This is a genomic window from Pseudomonas fragariae (ex Marin et al. 2024) (genome assembly GCF_059621105.1).
The window spans coordinates 5,810,096-5,826,081 of record NZ_CM184369.1 but is presented as its reverse complement, the minus strand read 5'-3'; the positions used below and the strand labels follow the sequence as shown (position 1 = coordinate 5,826,081).

Annotated in this window: 10 protein-coding genes; 5 read left to right on the top strand and 5 right to left on the bottom strand. The window is 61.1% G+C overall.

Going from position 1 to position 15,986, the window contains the following annotated elements; genetic code table 11:
• Window positions 1-43 precede the first annotated feature (43 nt).
• The 5 genes from AC54XV_RS25275 to hutU form a co-directional block, all read right to left on the bottom strand.
• Window positions 44-1,585 (bottom strand): HAL/PAL/TAL family ammonia-lyase, encoded by a 1,542-nt coding sequence (locus AC54XV_RS25275; protein ID WP_003405248.1) that lies wholly within the window; start codon window positions 1,583-1,585, stop codon window positions 44-46.
• 12 nt (window positions 1,586-1,597) lie between these two features.
• Window positions 1,598-2,428, bottom strand: a complete 831-nt coding sequence (locus AC54XV_RS25270) for a quaternary amine ABC transporter ATP-binding protein (RefSeq protein WP_003405246.1) — start codon at window positions 2,426-2,428, stop codon at window positions 1,598-1,600.
• Window positions 2,425-3,276: an ABC transporter permease gene (locus tag AC54XV_RS25265; RefSeq protein ID WP_003343849.1), complete on the bottom strand. Its 852-nt coding sequence runs from the start codon at window positions 3,274-3,276 to the stop codon at window positions 2,425-2,427. Before AC54XV_RS25265 ends, AC54XV_RS25270 begins: the two co-directional genes overlap by 4 nt.
• Before the next feature lie 73 nt (window positions 3,277-3,349).
• A complete protein-coding gene (locus AC54XV_RS25260; RefSeq protein WP_003405245.1) occupies window positions 3,350-4,318 on the bottom strand; it encodes an ABC transporter substrate-binding protein in 969 nt (322 codons plus the stop codon).
• A 113-nt stretch (window positions 4,319-4,431) separates the two neighbouring features.
• On the bottom strand, window positions 4,432-6,129 hold the full coding sequence (gene hutU, locus AC54XV_RS25255) for a urocanate hydratase (protein WP_011269249.1): 1,698 nt from the start codon (window positions 6,127-6,129) through the stop codon (window positions 4,432-4,434).
• A gap of 649 nt (window positions 6,130-6,778) precedes the next feature.
• On the opposite strand from hutU, the gene betT reads away from it, so the two are divergent.
• From betT to mgrA, 5 genes are all read left to right on the top strand, one after another.
• Entirely contained in the window at window positions 6,779-8,734 is a 1,956-nt protein-coding gene (gene betT / locus AC54XV_RS25250; protein ID WP_205902143.1) for a choline BCCT transporter BetT, read from the top strand.
• A 1,178-nt stretch (window positions 8,735-9,912) separates the two neighbouring features.
• Window positions 9,913-12,228, top strand: a complete 2,316-nt coding sequence (locus AC54XV_RS25245) for a TonB-dependent receptor (RefSeq protein WP_116800560.1) — start codon at window positions 9,913-9,915, stop codon at window positions 12,226-12,228.
• Window positions 12,229-12,262: 34 nt separating this feature from the next.
• Window positions 12,263-13,588, top strand: a complete 1,326-nt coding sequence (locus tag AC54XV_RS25240; protein ID WP_096104453.1) for an LLM class flavin-dependent oxidoreductase — start codon at window positions 12,263-12,265, stop codon at window positions 13,586-13,588.
• A gap of 112 nt (window positions 13,589-13,700) precedes the next feature.
• Window positions 13,701-14,636, top strand: coding sequence for a sulfonate ABC transporter substrate-binding protein (locus AC54XV_RS25235; RefSeq protein ID WP_096104454.1), 936 nt, complete (start codon window positions 13,701-13,703; stop codon window positions 14,634-14,636).
• 81 nt (window positions 14,637-14,717) lie between these two features.
• Entirely contained in the window at window positions 14,718-15,755 is a 1,038-nt protein-coding gene (gene mgrA, locus AC54XV_RS25230) for an L-glyceraldehyde 3-phosphate reductase (RefSeq protein ID WP_003426913.1), read from the top strand.
• Window positions 15,756-15,986 lie beyond the last annotated feature (231 nt).

The following is a 15,986-nucleotide window of genomic DNA, read 5'->3' as shown; positions in this document are numbered from 1 at the left end:
TCCTTGATAAGTGTCAGCGACGGCGTGTGGCCGTACGCTGCTTTTATAGGCCTGCCGCGTTGTCACGGCAGTGCTGGAAAACCCTTTCCAGCGACGTTTCGTCTTTGAGCAGGGCCGCGCTGCTGGCGATGTCCGGGGCCAGCCAGCGGTCTTCGTCGTAGGCCGGAATGCGCTCGCGCAGCAGTCGCCACGCGGCACCGGTGCCCACGCCAAAACCCTGTGTCTTGAGAAATTCGAACGCCTGGGCCGCGAGCAGATACTCGATGGCCAGAATCTGCGTGGTATTGCCCAGCACCTTGTGCAGCTTGAGCGCGGCGCTGGTGCCCAGGCTCAGGTGATCCTCCTGCAGACCGGAGGTCACGTAGTTGTCGACCACGGCCGGTTGCGCCATCTGGCGGTTTTCCGCGCACAGCGAAGCGGCGACGTACTGGACGATCATCATTCCCGAGTTGACGCCCGGCTGGGTGACCAGAAACGCCGGCAGGCCGCTGACCATCGGGTTGATCAGGCGGTCGAGGCGTCGTTCGGCGATCGAGCCCAGCTCGGCCATCGCCATGCACAGCAGGTCTGCCGCCATGGCCACCGACTGGCCGTGTGGATTGGCCTGGGACACCACGCGGAAAGCCTCGGGCGTGCCGAGCAGCAGCGGGTTATCGGTGACTGAATTGAGCTCGATCTCGACCTGCCGAGTGGCGTGAGCCAACTGGTCGCGGGTGGCGCCATGCACCTGGGGAATCGAACGGATACTCAGCGCATCTTGAGTGCGAATGCCTTCACTGCTGGCGAGCACGTCGCTGCCTGCCAACAACATGCGCAGGTTCTTGCCCACCTGCTGCATGCCCGGATGCGGCTTGAGGGCGAGAATGCTTGCATCGAATGCGTCCAGCTGGCCGCGCAGGGCTTCGAAGCTCATCGCGCCGATCACGTCGGCCCATTGGCTCAGGCGCTCGGCATCAGCGATGGCCAGACAGCTCAGGCCGGTCATGCACGGTGTGCCGTTGACCAGACACAAACCGTCCTTGGCTCCGAGGATGACCGGAACCAGACCCTCTTCGTTCAAGGCCTGCTCAGCCGGGACGATCTGCCCGCGATAGCTGACCTGACCGATGCCCAGTAACGCGATACCGACGTGCGCCATGTGCGTCAGATAACCCACCGAACCCTGCGCCGGTACTTGCGGCGTGATGCCGCGGTTGAGCAGGGCCAGCAGCGCTTCGACCACTTGCCGGTGAATGCCGGACTTGCCCTGGCTGTAGTTGAGAATCGCGGCGCAGATGATTGCGCGGGTCTGCTCGTCGGCCAGTGGCGTACCGACGCCGCAGGCATGGCTGAGCAGGGTATTGCGCGACAGGCGACTGAGCTGTTCGCCTTGCAGTGACACATTGCACAGCGCGCCGAGCCCGGTGTTCACGCCATAGGCGCGCTCGCCGCTGACGACGATGCGCTGCACGATGGCCTGAGCGTTGTCGATCCGTGCCCAAGCGGCGTCCGACAGGACCAGTCTTGCGCCATGTCGAGCCACGGCGACCACGTCCTGCCAGCCCGCAGGTGCTTCACCGATGACGATCTGTTCTGCTCGCGACATCTGCAACGGTCCTTAAAGGGTGGCTACGCGGCGCTGAACGAAACGATCCACGTAATCGTCGGCGGGCGAATGAAGGATTTCTTTCGGCGTACCGACCTGAATCAATCGCCCGTCCTTGAGGATCGCGATGCGATTGCCGATGCGCACGGCCTCGTCCAGGTCGTGGGTAATGAACACGATGGTCTTGTGCAGACTGGCTTGCAGCTCCAGCAACTGGTCCTGCATCTCGGCGCGGATCAGCGGGTCGAGGGCGCTGAATGCTTCGTCCATCAGAATGATGTCGGTGTCGGCCGCCAGTGCGCGGGCCAGACCTACACGCTGACGCATGCCGCCGGAAAGCTGGTGCGGGTATTTGTTTTCGTAGCCCTTGAGGCCTACGGTGGTGATCCAGTGCTGCGCGCGTTCCTGACACAGCGCCTTGCTCTCGCCACGCACGGTCAGGCCGTAGGCCACGTTGGCCAGCACGGTCTTGTGCGGCAGCAGGCCGAAGCTCTGGAACACCATACTGATCTTGTGCCGGCGGAATTGGCGCAAGGCCTCCATGTCGTAACGCAGGATGTCTTCGCCATCGACCAGAATCTCGCCGCTGGTAGGGTCGATCAGCCGGTTGAAGTGGCGCACCAGCGTTGATTTTCCCGAGCCGGACAGGCCCATGATGACGAAGATTTCGCCGCTGCCGATCGACAGCGACAGGTCGTTGACCCCGACCACGCAGCCGGTCTGGGCCAGCACCTGGTCCTTGCTGTGGTTTTGCTGGATCAACTGCAGTGCTTCCTTGGAGCGGTTGCCGAAGATCTTGAACACGTTTTTGACGACGATTTTGTTCGGTTCCACGCTGCTCATTTGTGCGCCTCATGCCGTGGGCGGCCATAGGCCTGCGTGATACGGTCGATGACGACCGCCAGAATGACAATGGCCAGGCCCGCTTCCAGCCCGCGCCCGACGTTGAGGGTCTGAATGCCCACCAGCACGTCTTCGCCAAGCCCGCGTGCGCCGATCATCGAGGCAATCACCACCATCGACAGCGCCATCATGGTGGTCTGGTTGATCCCGGCCATGATGCTCGGCATCGCCAGCGGCAGTTGCACACCGAACAGTTGCTGCCAGCGGTTGGCGCCGAACGCGTTGATGGCTTCCATCACTTCACCGTCCACCTGACGAATGCCCAGATCGGTCAGACGAATCAGCGGCGGCGCGGCGTAAATCACCGTGGCGAAGATCGCCGGAACCTTGCCCAGACCGAACAGCATCAGCACCGGGATCAGGTAAACGAAGCTGGGCATGGTCTGCATGATGTCGAGCAGCGGCATCAGCACCGAGCGCAGACGATTGCTGCGTGCCGAAAGAATGCCCAGCGGAATGCCGATCAGCACCGCGATGATCGTGGCGACCAGCATCAGCGCCAGGGTCTGCATCAGCTTGTCCCACAACCCGACCGCACCGACCAGAAACAGCAGGCCGACGATGACCAGCGTCGTGACGATCTTGCGTGTCGCGTGCCAGGCAATGCCGCCGACGATCATCAGCATCAGCCACCACGGCGCCATGCGCAGCAGGCCTTCGAGGTTGACGATGGCCCATAGCAGGGTGTCGGAGATGTGCCGGAACACATCGCCGTACTGCGTGACCAGTGAGTCGACGCCATCGTTGACCCAGTTGGCGATCGAGAAAGTGAAGCTTTCAGGAAACATAAGCGGCTCTCAAATGAGGTGTGTCGGGTCAACGACAGGGCTGTCGAACCGTTCGGTCCGACAGCCCGGTCGTTTACAACGAAGCGTCCACCTTCTTCGCGGCGTCTTCGCTGACCCATTTGTGCCAGACTTCGGGGTGCTCTTTCAGGAAAATCTTCGCCAGCTTCGGCGATTCGATGCGTTCCTTGGCCATGCGCCCCAGGTTCTGGTTGAGCAGGTCGATCGGCAGGTTGACCTTTTCCAGGATGGCGACCAGTTCAGGGGCCTCATCGTGGAACACTTTGGACACGCCGACCTTGATATCGATCGTCTTGTTGACCCCGGCTTTCTCCTCCAGACGCACCAGGTCTACCTGACCCATGAGCGGCGTGGGTGACCAATAGTAGGTCAGGATCGGCTCGCCACGTTTGTAACTGGAGAGAATCGCCGCATCCAGCGCGGGGCCGGTGCCCGGGCGGAAGTTGGTGTATTTGCTTTCCAGGCCGTAGCTCTTGAGCATTTCGCTGTTTTCCAGCTCACAGGTCCAGCCGGCCGGACAGTTGTAGAAGCGGCCCTTGCCAGGCTCTTCCTGATCCTTGAACACGGCTGAATACTGGGCCAGATCGCTGATGGATTTCAGGTTGGGTGCCTTGGCTTCCAGCTTGCGTTTGGCATCGCCTTCGATCACGTAGCGTGGCACGTACCAGCCTTCCACAGCGCCGACGATCGGTGCGCCGACACCGACCACCTTGCCGGCAGCGGCGGCCTTGTTCCAGACCTCGCTGCGACCTACCCATTCTTCGGCAAAGATCTGGATATCGTTGGTGCCCAGGGCATTTTCCATGGCGATGGAATTGCCGGGCAGGGCGTCAACGGTGCAGCCGTAACCCTTGTCCAGAATGACCTGCAGTACATCGGTCAGCAGCATCGCGCTTTCCCAGTTAAGACCGGCGAATTTCACCGGCTTGCCTGATTCGCACCAGCCGGCAGCCTGACTTGCGCCTGCGCTGGCGAGCAGGCCAGCGGATACCAATGTGGTCAACAGGGCCTTTTTCATATTCATTGTCGATGCTCCTAAGCCTTAAATGGATGACGGCAGCTTCAAGTAGGCATCCGGCCCGTGGGCATGCTCATGCCCGTCCCCGACGTGTGCCGGCCTGATGGCCGACAACGTTGTCAACGTCCGATCATTGGCAGGTTCAAGCCCTGCTCTCTGGCACAGTCGATAGCGATGTCGTAACCGGCATCGGCATGGCGCATCACCCCGGTGGCCGGGTCGTTATGCAGCACGCGGGCAATACGCTCGGCGGCTTCGTCCGTGCCGTCGCAGACGATTACCATCCCGGAATGCTGCGAGAAGCCCATGCCGACGCCGCCACCGTGGTGCAGCGAGACCCAGGTCGCACCGCTGGCGGTGTTGAGCAAAGCATTGAGCAGCGGCCAGTCGGAAACAGCGTCGGAGCCGTCACGCATGGATTCGGTTTCGCGGTTGGGGCTGGCGACCGAGCCGGAGTCCAGGTGGTCGCGACCGATCACCACCGGTGCCGACAACTCGCCACTGCGGACCATCTCATTGAACGCCAGACCCAGTCTGGCGCGTTGACCCAGGCCGACCCAGCAGATACGCGCCGGCAGGCCCTGGAAGCTGATGCGCTCGCGGGCCATGTCCAGCCAGTTGTGCAGGTGCTCGTCGTCCGGGATCAGCTCTTTGACTTTGGCGTCGGTCTTGTAGATGTCCTGCGGGTCGCCCGACAGCGCGGCCCAGCGGAACGGCCCGATGCCACGGCAGAACAGCGGACGGATGTAGGCGGGGACGAAGCCTGGAAAATCGAAGGCATTGGTGACGCCGACTTCCTTGGCCATCTGACGGATATTGTTGCCGTAGTCGAAGGTCGGAATGCCGGCTTGCTGGAAGGCGAGCATGGCTTCGACGTGCTCGGCCATCGACTGCTTGGCGGCCTTGACCACACTGGCCGGTTCGCTCACCGAACGGGCACGGTACTCGTCCCAGGTCCAGCCTTTGGGCAGGTAACCATTGAGCGGGTCGTGGGCGCTGGTCTGGTCGGTGACCATGTCCGGGCGCACACCGCGACGGACCATTTCCGGCAGGATTTCCGCCGCGTTGCCACACAGCGCGATGGAGATGGCTTTGCCTTCGGCCGTGTATTTGGCGATACGCGCCAGTGCGTCATCGAGATCTGCGGCCTGTTCGTCAACGTAGCGGGTCTTGATGCGGAAATCGATGCGGCTCTGCTGGCATTCTATGTTCAGCGAGCAGGCCCCGGCCAATGTCGCGGCCAGCGGCTGCGCGCCACCCATGCCGCCCAGACCTGCGGTGAGCACCCAGCGGCCCTTGAGGTTGCCGTCATAGTGCTGGCGACCGGCTTCGACGAAGGTTTCGTAAGTGCCTTGCACGATGCCCTGGCTGCCGATGTAGATCCAGCTGCCGGCGGTCATCTGGCCATACATGGCCAGGCCCTTGGCATCCAGTTCGTTGAAGTGCTCCCAACTGGCCCAGTGCGGTACCAGGTTGGAGTTGGCGATCAATACGCGAGGGGCGTTGCTGTGGGTCTTGAACACGCCGACCGGCTTGCCGGACTGTACCAGCAGGGTTTCATCATCGTTGAGCTGAGTGAGGCTCTCGACGATCTTGTCGTAGCACTCCCAGTTGCGCGCGGCGCGGCCGATGCCGCCGTAAACCACCAGCTCATTGGGGTTTTCGGCGACTTCCGGGTCGAGATTGTTCATCAACATGCGTAGCGGCGCTTCGGTCAGCCAGCTCTTGGCAGTCAATTGAGTACCGCGTGCAGCCCGTACGACGCCTTCGCGATGGCGGGTCCAGTCCTGCTTCAGGTGTTGATTATTCTCGGTCACAAAAAAATCCTCGGCGATCAATTCGAACCAGCCCGATGAAGGGCGAGCAAAGCCTGGCGAAGCAGGCCGATTCAGTTGGGTAGAAGGCGGAATGTTTAGCCTGTCTCTACTTGTACATACAAGCATATGCAATCAAAAGACCAACTTTGCGCCTTTGCTGTTTTTTGCTCATCGAATTGGCCTGAAGGGCTTTGTTTACGGGGTCTTGCAGTTTTGGTCAGCACGAAAGCATTTTTCCAAGAAGAGCGCGGCGCTGTTACCTGAATGACTTTTTGCGCAGTTTTGGGGCAGTTGGTAACAGGTTGGTGCGGTGACGATGTGCGCAGCGTTCGGGCCGGGATTGAAGCGCCATGAGCGTTCACAGAGCGCGCATTTGGCGGGCTGCAAATGGTCTCTTTGGCGTGGGAACGAACCCGCTCAAGCATGCGTCATACCCACGCCTGAGCCTGCATTCACCGGCCCGCGATTAGGTCTCGTGGGGGTTTTCATGTTTAAATTGAACGCTCGTTCAAGTTAAACCGGTGGTTCGCTGCCCGCTCACAACAGGAGGCTTACCCTTGCCGTATCCGCTTTTTGCAGTTGGTTTTATCAGTCCGGAGGCACTCAACCGATGAGTTCTGCGAGTTCCTCTTCAAGCGGCATGGTTCGCATGAATGCTCCAGTGTTCTATTTCGCTGCGAGTTTTATTCTGATTTTCGGCATCGTCGTGATCGCGTTCCCGCAAGCCAGCGGCGAATGGCTGCTGGCGGCGCAAAACTGGGCGGCCAACACGGTCGGCTGGTACTACATGATGGTCATGACCCTGTACCTGGTCTTCGTGGTGGTCACCGCCTTGTCGGGCTTCGGCAAGATCAAGCTCGGTGCCGACCACGACGAACCCGAGTTCAGTTACCTGTCATGGGCCGGGATGCTGTTTGCCGCCGGCATCAGCATCACGCTGTTCTTTTTCTGCGTTTCAGAACCCCTGACGCACCTGCTGCAGCCGCCGCAGGGCGAGGGTGGCACTGCAGAAGCTGCGCGCCAGGGCATGCAGTTGCTGTTTCTGCACTGGGGCCTGCATGGCTGGGGCGTGTTTGCCTTCGTCGGTATGGCGCTGGCCTATTTCGCTTATCGGCACAACCTGCCGCTGGCCCTGCGTTCGGCGCTGTATCCGCTGATTGGTAAACGCATCAATGGTCCTATCGGTTATGCCGTCGATGGCTTCGGCATCATTGCGACCATCTTCGGTCTCGGCGCAGACATGGGCTTCGGGGTGCTGCACCTCAACTCCGGTCTGGATTACCTGTTCGGCGTGGCGCACACCCACTGGATTCAGGTCGGTCTGATTACCCTGATGATGGGCGCGGCGATTCTGGTGGCGATCGCCGGTGTCGACAAGGGCGTGCGCGTCATGTCCGACATCAATATGTTGCTGGCCTGCGCGCTGCTGCTGTTCGTGCTGTTTGCCGGCCCGACTCAGCACTTGCTCAACACGCTGGTGCAGAACATCGGTGACTACCTGGGCGCACTGCCGAGCAAGAGTTTCGACGTGTATGCCTATAACGAGCCGAGTGACTGGCTGGGCGGCTGGACGGTGTTCTATTGGGCCTGGTGGATTGCCTGGGCGCCGTTTGTGGGCCTGTTCATTGCGCGTATTTCCCGTGGCCGGACCATCCGTGAGTTTGTCTTCGGTGTCTTGCTGATCCCGCTGGGCTTCACCCTGGCGTGGATGTCGATCTTCGGTAACAGCGCGATCGATCAAGTGCTCAACCATGGCATGACGGCGCTGGGTCAGTCGGCTATCGACGATCCGTCGATGACCCTGTACCTGCTGCTGGAAACCTATCCGTGGAGCAAGACGGTGATTGCCGTCACGGTGTTCATCAGCTTCGTGTTCTTCGTCACCTCGGCCGACTCGGGCACGGTGGTGCTGTCGACACTGTCAGCCAAAGGCGGCAACCCTGACGAAGACGGTCCGAAATGGCTGCGGGTGTTCTGGGGTGTGGCCACGGCGCTGATCACCAGTGGCCTGTTGTTCTCGGGCAGCATCGATGCACTGAAATCGGCTGTAGTGCTGACGTCGTTGCCGTTCTCGCTGATTCTGCTGCTGATGATGTGGGGCCTGCACAAGGCGTTCGTCATGGAGTCGCAGCGCAAGATCGCGCAGTTGTACTCGCTGGCGCCGGTATCCGGTTCACGACGCGGCGGTTGGCGCCAGCGTCTGAGCCAGGCGGTGCATTACCCGTCGCGAGACGAGGTGTACCGCTTCCTTGATCAGACCGTGCGCCCGGCGATTGAAGAAGTGACAGCGGTGTTCGTCGAGAAGGGCTTGAACGTGGTCAACGTCCCCGATCCGTCCAACGACTCGGTGACCCTGGAAATCGGTCACGGCGAAGAGCGTCCGTTCATCTACCAGGTGCAGATGAAAGGCTTCTTCACCCCGTCGTTCGCCCGTGGCGGCATGGGCTCCAAGCAATTGAACAACCGCCGCTACTACCGCGCCGAGGTTCACTTGAGCGAGGGCAGTCAGGACTACGACCTGGTGGGTTACACCAAGGAACAAGTCATCAACGACGTGCTCGATCAGTACGAACGGCATATGCAGTTCCTGCACCTGGTGCGTTGATCGAGGGGTGGGGGGCGGTTACGACTATCGTTCCTCACGCTCTGCGCCTCACCTCGTGTTCAGGCCAGGACGCGGAGCGTCCAGAACGGCATACCCACGCGGAGCATGGGTGCGATGGTGTTTGCCCGGACACCTCACGCGCTACCCGTTCCGCGATCTTCCTGACGGCTATCGTTCCTCACGCTCCCGCATAGGAATGCCCTTCGTGACGCTCCGCGTCACATCTGCGCCGCGCCGCATGTTCAGGCCAGGACGCGGAGCGTCCAGAACGGCATACCCACGCGGAGCATGGGTACGATGGTGTTTGCCCGGACACCTCGCGCGCTAGCCATTCCGCGATCTTCCTGACGACTCTCGTTCCTCACGCTCCAGTGTGGGAATGCCCTTCGTGACGCTCCGCGTCACACATCTGCGCCGCGCCGCATGTTCAGGAGAGGACGCGGAGCGTCCAGAACGGCATACCCACGCGGAGCATGGGTACGATAGCGTCCGCCCGGACACCTCGCGCGCTACCCTTGCCGCGATCTCCCTGACGATTATCGTTCCTCACGCTCCAGCGTGGGAATGCCCTTCGTGACGCTCCGCGTCACACATCTGCGCCTCGGCGCATGTTCAGGAGAGGACGCGGAGCGTCCAGAACGGCATACCCACGCGGAGCATGGGTACGATGGTGTTTGCCCGGACACCTCGCGCGCTACCCGTTCCGCGATCTTCCTGACGACTATCGTTCCTCACGCTCCGGCGTGGGAATGCCTTGGGTGACGCACCGCGTCACACATCTGCGCCGCGCCGCATGTTCAGGCCAGGACGCGGAGCGTCCAGAACGGCATACCCACGCGGAGCATGGGTACGATGGTGTTTGCCCGGACACCTCGCGCGCTACCCGTTCCGCGATCTTCCTGACGACTATCGTTCCTCACGCTCCAGCGTGGGAATGCCTTTCGTGACGCTCCGCGTCACACATCTGCGCCGCGGCGTTTGCGTGTCAGAGGCTTTTCGTCGGCCATGCTCGATCACTTCGCATAAAATCAAAAGCAATATAAAACTAATTTTTCAGTATTGGACGATCTATAAGTCGTTTTCCGATACTGGTGATGTTAGCGCTAACAAAGATGGTTTTTCTGCTACTCGCCACCGCGAATGCCCGGACCCGGTTTAGTCAGCACGCACAGGCGACAGTGCGCATCGCACTGTCGGATCAGGGCATATTTCAGGTAGGCACGCAGATGCACACAACAGGTAGGGATGGCGTCAGACACACGCTTCTGGCGCAGGCGATCGATCAGGCTCATACCGCGCGGGGGCGTCGTTGTGGGTGGTTGCTGATGGGGCTGACGGCATTGCCGTGTGTTCCGGCCATGGCAGAGACAGCGGCAGGGCAGAACACGGAAACGGTAGCGCTGGAATCGGTGACCGTGACCGCCACACGCCGCGAGGAATCGCTGCAGAAAGTACCGGTCGCCGTGTCCGTGATCGAGGGCGAACAACTGGAGCGCGATAACCGTAACGGCGTGGCCAGCATCGTGCAGCAGGTGCCGTCGTTGAATTTCCGCACCGGGGCTTCCAACAAGGACACTTCGCTGTTCGTTCGCGGTGTCGGCACCATTTCCACCTCGCCAGGCGTCGAACCGACCGTGGCCACGGTGATCGATGGCGTGGTGTATGCGCGGCCGGGTCAGGCCACGCTGGACTTGCTCGACCTGGAACGCATCGAAGTACTGCGCGGCCCGCAAGGCACGCTGTTCGGCAAGAATGCTTCGGCGGGCGTGCTCAACGTCACCACCAAGGCACCGACCGAAGCGACTCACGGTTACATCGATCAGTCCTATTACAGCGGCAACGAAAGCCGCACCCGTTTCGGCATTGGCGGCAGCCTGATTCCGCAGACCCTCAAAGGCTCGATCACGACGTTGTTCGGCAGCTATGACGGCAATGTCGACAACAAGCTCAATGGTCAGGAAGTCAACGGTTACAACCGCAAGGGTGCCCGCGGCAAGCTGGAATTCACACCCAATGACGACATCACCTTCACCCTTGCAGCGGACTACATGCAGTCCCATGACGATGCACCCAACGGTGTCGTAACCAAGGCGCTGACCCCGTCCTTCGCCAGTGCCCTGGCGCCGGTACGTGCCGACAGCGATAACCGCAATGTCGTCAGCGATTACCGCAGCCATGTCGAGGACGTCAACAAAGGCCTGTCCGGCCAGCTCGACTGGCAACTGGGCGACTACACCCTGACCTCGATTACCGCCTGGCGTGGTTGGGACAACACCCAGTATCAGGACGGCGACCGGCTTGGCACTGTCACCGCGGCGTTCCCCGGCACTGAAGACAAGGGCGATCTGGCGTTCAACCAGTATTCCCAGGAGTTGCGTCTGGCGTCGCCGAAAGGCCGGTTTGTCGAGTACGTCGGCGGGCTGTTTTACATGCACGGCAAGAGCGACGAGACCTATCAGCGCACGCTGATCACACCGACGACTCAGGATCGCGGCATCGCCGATTACAGCACCACCACCGACAGTTATTCGGTGTTCGGCGAAACCACGTTCAACTTCACCCCGGACTTGCGTGCGATTGCCGGGGCACGCTGGACCCACGACGACCTGGAATACGATCATCGCCGCGTATCGACATCGGCTACCACCGTCAGCGGCATTCAGCCAGCAACCAGCAGTTCCGGCTCGGTGGATGAAGACGGCAAGTCCGGACGCCTCGGTTTGCAGTACGACCTGAGCGACAGTGTGATGACCTACATCACCTACTCGCGCGGCTACAAAGGCCCGGCCTACAACGTGTTCTTCAACATGCAGCCGCGTGACACCGAGGCGCTCAAGCCGGAAACCTCGAACACCTGGGAGGTCGGCCTCAAGGCCACCACCTGGAACAATCGCCTGACCACCAACCTGGCGGTGTTCCACAGCGAGTACGACAACTATCAGGCGAATTTCTTCGACAGTGTTGCCGGGCAGGTCGTGACGCGCCTGATCAACGCAGGCAGCGTCAGCACCGAAGGCGTCGAGCTGGATTACGCCCTGCAAGCCACCCGAAACCTGAAATTCTCCGGGGCGTTGTCCTACACCAGAGCACGCATCGACAGCTTTGCCTGCCCGGCCGGTGCGGCGGCGTCCTGCAATGTCGACGGCAAGACCCTGCCGTACAGCCCGGACTGGAAAAGCTACGTTCGTGCCGATTACACCATCCCGCTGGACAACGGCCTGGATATCGAACTGGGCACCGATTACAGCTGGCAGAGCGAAGTGCAGTACGACATCAGCCAGAACCCGGACACCAGGCAGGGTGCTTACGGCATCTGGAACGCCAGCGTGGCACTGGCCGATTACAACAGTGGCTGGCGCGTTGCATTGCTGGGCAAGAACCTGGCGGACAAGTCCTACTCGCCAATGCTGGCGACCGGGGGCAACTACGTTTATCGATCAGTGCCGCGTGATGATGAACGTTATTTCGGCGTGCAGTTGCGCAAGGATTTTTGAGCCGAGACCCCAGGCAACACGTAAGGAGTGAGGTATGAGCACCACTGCCCGACAGATGAAGCTGGGCGCTTTCCTGATGGCCACCGGGCACCATGTCGCCGCCTGGCGGCACCCGGATGTGCCTGCGGATGCAGGGCTGGATTTCAAGCATTACCGGCATGTGGCCAGGGTCGCGGAGGCGGCAAAATTCGATGCGCTGTTCGTCGCTGACAGTGTGGCTGCCGCGACCGGTGATATCGCCAGCCGCATGGCGCGCTCCGATCATTTCGAGCCGCTGACCCTGCTCTCGGCACTCAGCGCGGTGACCGAGCATATTGGTCTGATCGCGACAGCGACCACCACCTACAACGAGCCGTATCACGTAGCCCGCAAGTTCGCCTCGCTGGATCATCTCTCGGGTGGGCGAGCGGGCTGGAATCTGGTGACGTCGGATGCTGCCGCCGAAGCGCAGAACTTCGGTCGCGCCGAGCATGTGGCGCATGCCGAGCGCTACAGCCGCGCACGAGAGTTTCATCAGGTGGTGACCGGCCTGTGGGACAGTTGGGCAGACGATGCCTTCACCCGCGACAAGGCCAGTGGCGAGTATTACGACCCGGCCAGGCTGCATGTGCTCGATCATCAGGGCGAGCATTTCCGCGTCAAGGGTCCGCTGAACGTGGCGCGTTCGCCGCAGGGGCAGCCAGTGGTGGTGCAGGCCGGCTCCTCGGAAGTCGGACGTGATCTGGCGGCGCAGACGGCGGAAGTGGTGTTCACCGCGCAGACCTCGCTGGCCAGTGCGCAAGCGTTTTATGCGGATATCAAAGGCCGGTTACGCGCCTTTGGGCGTGACGCAGACTCACTGAAAATCATGCCCGGCGTGTTCATCGTCGTGGCCGAAACCGAAGCCTTGGCCAAAGCCAAATTCGAGTCGTTTCAGGAACTGGTCGAGCCTCAGGTCGGGGTCGCTCTGCTGGGCCGCATGCTGGGCAATTTCGACCTGTCGGGCTACCCGCTGGACGGCCCGCTGCCAGAGTTGCCATTGACCGACAGCGGCCAGCGCAGCCGGCAGAAACTGCTCACCGAACTGGCTGATCAGGAAAACCTGACCCTGGCGCAACTGGGACGGCGGATTGCCGGTGGGCGAGGGCACTACAGCCTGATCGGTACGCCAGAGCAGATTGCCGATGAGTTGCAACGCTGGTTCGAGCAAGGTGCGGCGGATGGCTTCAACGTGCTGGTGCCACACCTGCCGGGCGGCCTGGAAGATGTCGCGCAGTTGCTGGTGCCGGAGTTACAGCGGCGCGGGCTGTTTCGCGCCGAGTATGAAGGCACGACCTTGCGCGAGAACCTGGGCTTGCAACGGCCTGCTTATAGATTTTGATAATTTCCCGTACCAGATACCAAGCCTGGCTGCAGAGAGGTGACGCGGAGCGTCACGGGATGCATGCCAACGCGGAGCATTGGCACGAGAGTCGACCGAGAAAGGATCACCCATGAAACCATTCACGTTTATCGCCGCCATTCTGGCCTTCAGCGGTCTTTTCGGTACAGCTTCTGCCGACGAGCCCGACACTCTTCGCATCGGCTATCAGAAGGGCTCGATCACGCTGGTGCTGGCCAAGGAAAACGGCCTGCTGGAAAAGCGGTTTCCCGAGAAAAAAATCAAATGGATCGAGTTTCCGGCCGGGCCGCAGATGCTGGAGGCGCTGAACATTGGCAGCCTGGACATCGCCTCCACCGGCGACATCCCGCCGATCTTCGCCCAGGTCGCAGGTGCCGACCTGGTCTACATCGGTGCCGAGCCACCCAAGCCGCAGGTGGAAACCCTGTTGGTGCGCAACGAAAGCCCGGTGCACAGCGTCGCGGAATTGAAAGGCCGCAAGGTCGCGCTGCAGAAAGGCTCCAGCTCGCACAACGTGGTGCTGCGTTTGCTCAACAAAGCCGGCCTGACCTTCAAGGATATTCAGCCGATTTACCTGACCCCCGCCGATGCCCGCGCGGCCTTTGAAAACGGCAGTGTCGATGCCTGGGCGATCTGGGACCCTTACTACTCCATCGCCATGAGCGAAGGCCACAGCCGCCTGCTGGCCAACGGCGAGGGGCTTGGATTGTCCGGTCCGTTCTATACCGCACGGCGGGCGTTTGCCGACGAAAACGCGGCGCTCGTGCAGCAGGTACTCGACGAACTGACGGTGGCCGACGGGCTGTCGCGCTCGCAGCGTGCCGAGAGTATTCAGATACTGGCGCGCAGCATGGGCTTGTCCGAAGCGGTCATCACTCAGTATCTTGACCATCGGCCTGTATCACCCAGTCTGCCGATCACGCCCGAGATCGTGCGTGCGCAGCAGGCGACCGCTGATCTGTTTTACGACAACCACTTGATACCCAAGCGGGTCGACATTCAGCAGGTGGTCTGGCAAAAGCCATGATTCCGGCGTTGCGAACAGGCGTCGCCTGTTCGCAAACGCAATCAAGACGCCTCGAATATCCCCCAGACAAGAGAGGATTCAATGACCTACATCGCTGCCGAAAATCGTTACGAAGACATGCCTTATCGCCGTACCGGCCGCAGCGGGCTGGTGCTTCCGGCACTGTCTTTGGGCTTGTGGCACAACTTCGGTGACAGCACGCCGATCGATACCCAGCGCGCCATGCTGCGCACGGCGTTCGATCTGGGCATCAACCATTTCGACCTGGCCAACAACTATGGCCCGCCGTACGGCAGCGCCGAGATCAACTTCGGCCGTTTGCTGCGCGAAGACTTCAAGCACTACCGTGATGAGCTGATCATCTCCAGCAAGGCCGGCTGGGACATGTGGCCAGGGCCGTACGGGCAGGGCGGCGGTTCACGTAAATACGTGCTCGCCAGCCTCGACCAGAGCCTGCAACGCATGGGCCTCGATTACGTCGACATCTTCTATTCCCACCGTTTCGACCCGGACACTCCGCTGGAAGAAACCGCCAGCGCACTGGCCACCGCAGTTCAGCAGGGCAAGGCGTTGTACATCGGTATCTCGTCGTATTCCGGTGCCAAGACCCGAGAAATCGCCGCGTTGCTCAAAGAGTGGAAAGTGCCGCTGCTGATTCACCAGCCGGCCTACAACCTGCTTAACCGCTGGGTCGAGAAAGACTTGCTCGATGCTACTGAAGAGTTGGGTGCTGGCGTGATTGCGTTTACCGCGCTGGCCCAAGGACTGCTGTCGGACAAGTACCTGAACGGCGTGCCCAAGGATGCGCGGGTCAATCGTCCGGGTGGTGGTTCGCTGCAGGCTTCGCACCTGTCCGAGCAGAACATCGCCCACGTGCGCGCGCTCAATGAAATCGCCCAGCGTCGCGGTCAGAGCCTGGCGCAAATGGCCCTGGCCTGGACGTTGCGCGATCCGCGTGTGACTTCAGCGTTGATCGGTGCGAGCCGTCCCGAGCAGATCATCGAAAACGTCGGCGCGCTGAAGAACCTGGCGTTCAGCCCCGAAGAGCTGACCGAGATCGACAGCTTTGCGGTGGAAGGCGGGATCAACCTGTGGGAAAAGCCGTCGCTGGCTGAGTGATGCGCTGCGGCCTATGACCGTCATTCCCGCGCTCCGCGCTCATCGTTATACATAACTCCTTGAAAGCCCGTAATACAGGGCTTTCAGGCTTCTGCCCATAGGGCGTAGGAGCGATCGGGGCGGCGTCCGCATTGTTCGCGAAGACAGTGTCTCAGACGACGCATTTTCGGCGATCATACCGGCCCTTTCGCGAACAAGTTCGCTCCTACGCCCTACGGCCAGAATCAAAAG

What these genes read in the sequence shown, in the direction of transcription:
- AC54XV_RS25275 (WP_003405248.1), bottom strand. Translation starts at nt 1,585, where the DNA reads ATGTCGCGAGCAGAACAGATCGTCATCGGTGAAGCACCTGCGGGCTGG.
- AC54XV_RS25270 (WP_003405246.1), bottom strand. Translation starts at nt 2,428, where the DNA reads ATGAGCAGCGTGGAACCGAACAAAATCGTCGTCAAAAACGTGTTCAAG.
- AC54XV_RS25265 (WP_003343849.1), bottom strand. Translation starts at nt 3,276, where the DNA reads ATGTTTCCTGAAAGCTTCACTTTCTCGATCGCCAACTGGGTCAACGAT.
- AC54XV_RS25260 (WP_003405245.1), bottom strand. Translation starts at nt 4,318, where the DNA reads ATGAATATGAAAAAGGCCCTGTTGACCACATTGGTATCCGCTGGCCTG.
- betT (WP_205902143.1), top strand. Translation starts at nt 6,779, where the DNA reads ATGAATGCTCCAGTGTTCTATTTCGCTGCGAGTTTTATTCTGATTTTC.
- AC54XV_RS25240 (WP_096104453.1), top strand. Translation starts at nt 12,263, where the DNA reads ATGAGCACCACTGCCCGACAGATGAAGCTGGGCGCTTTCCTGATGGCC.
- AC54XV_RS25235 (WP_096104454.1), top strand. Translation starts at nt 13,701, where the DNA reads ATGAAACCATTCACGTTTATCGCCGCCATTCTGGCCTTCAGCGGTCTT.
- mgrA (WP_003426913.1), top strand. Translation starts at nt 14,718, where the DNA reads ATGACCTACATCGCTGCCGAAAATCGTTACGAAGACATGCCTTATCGC.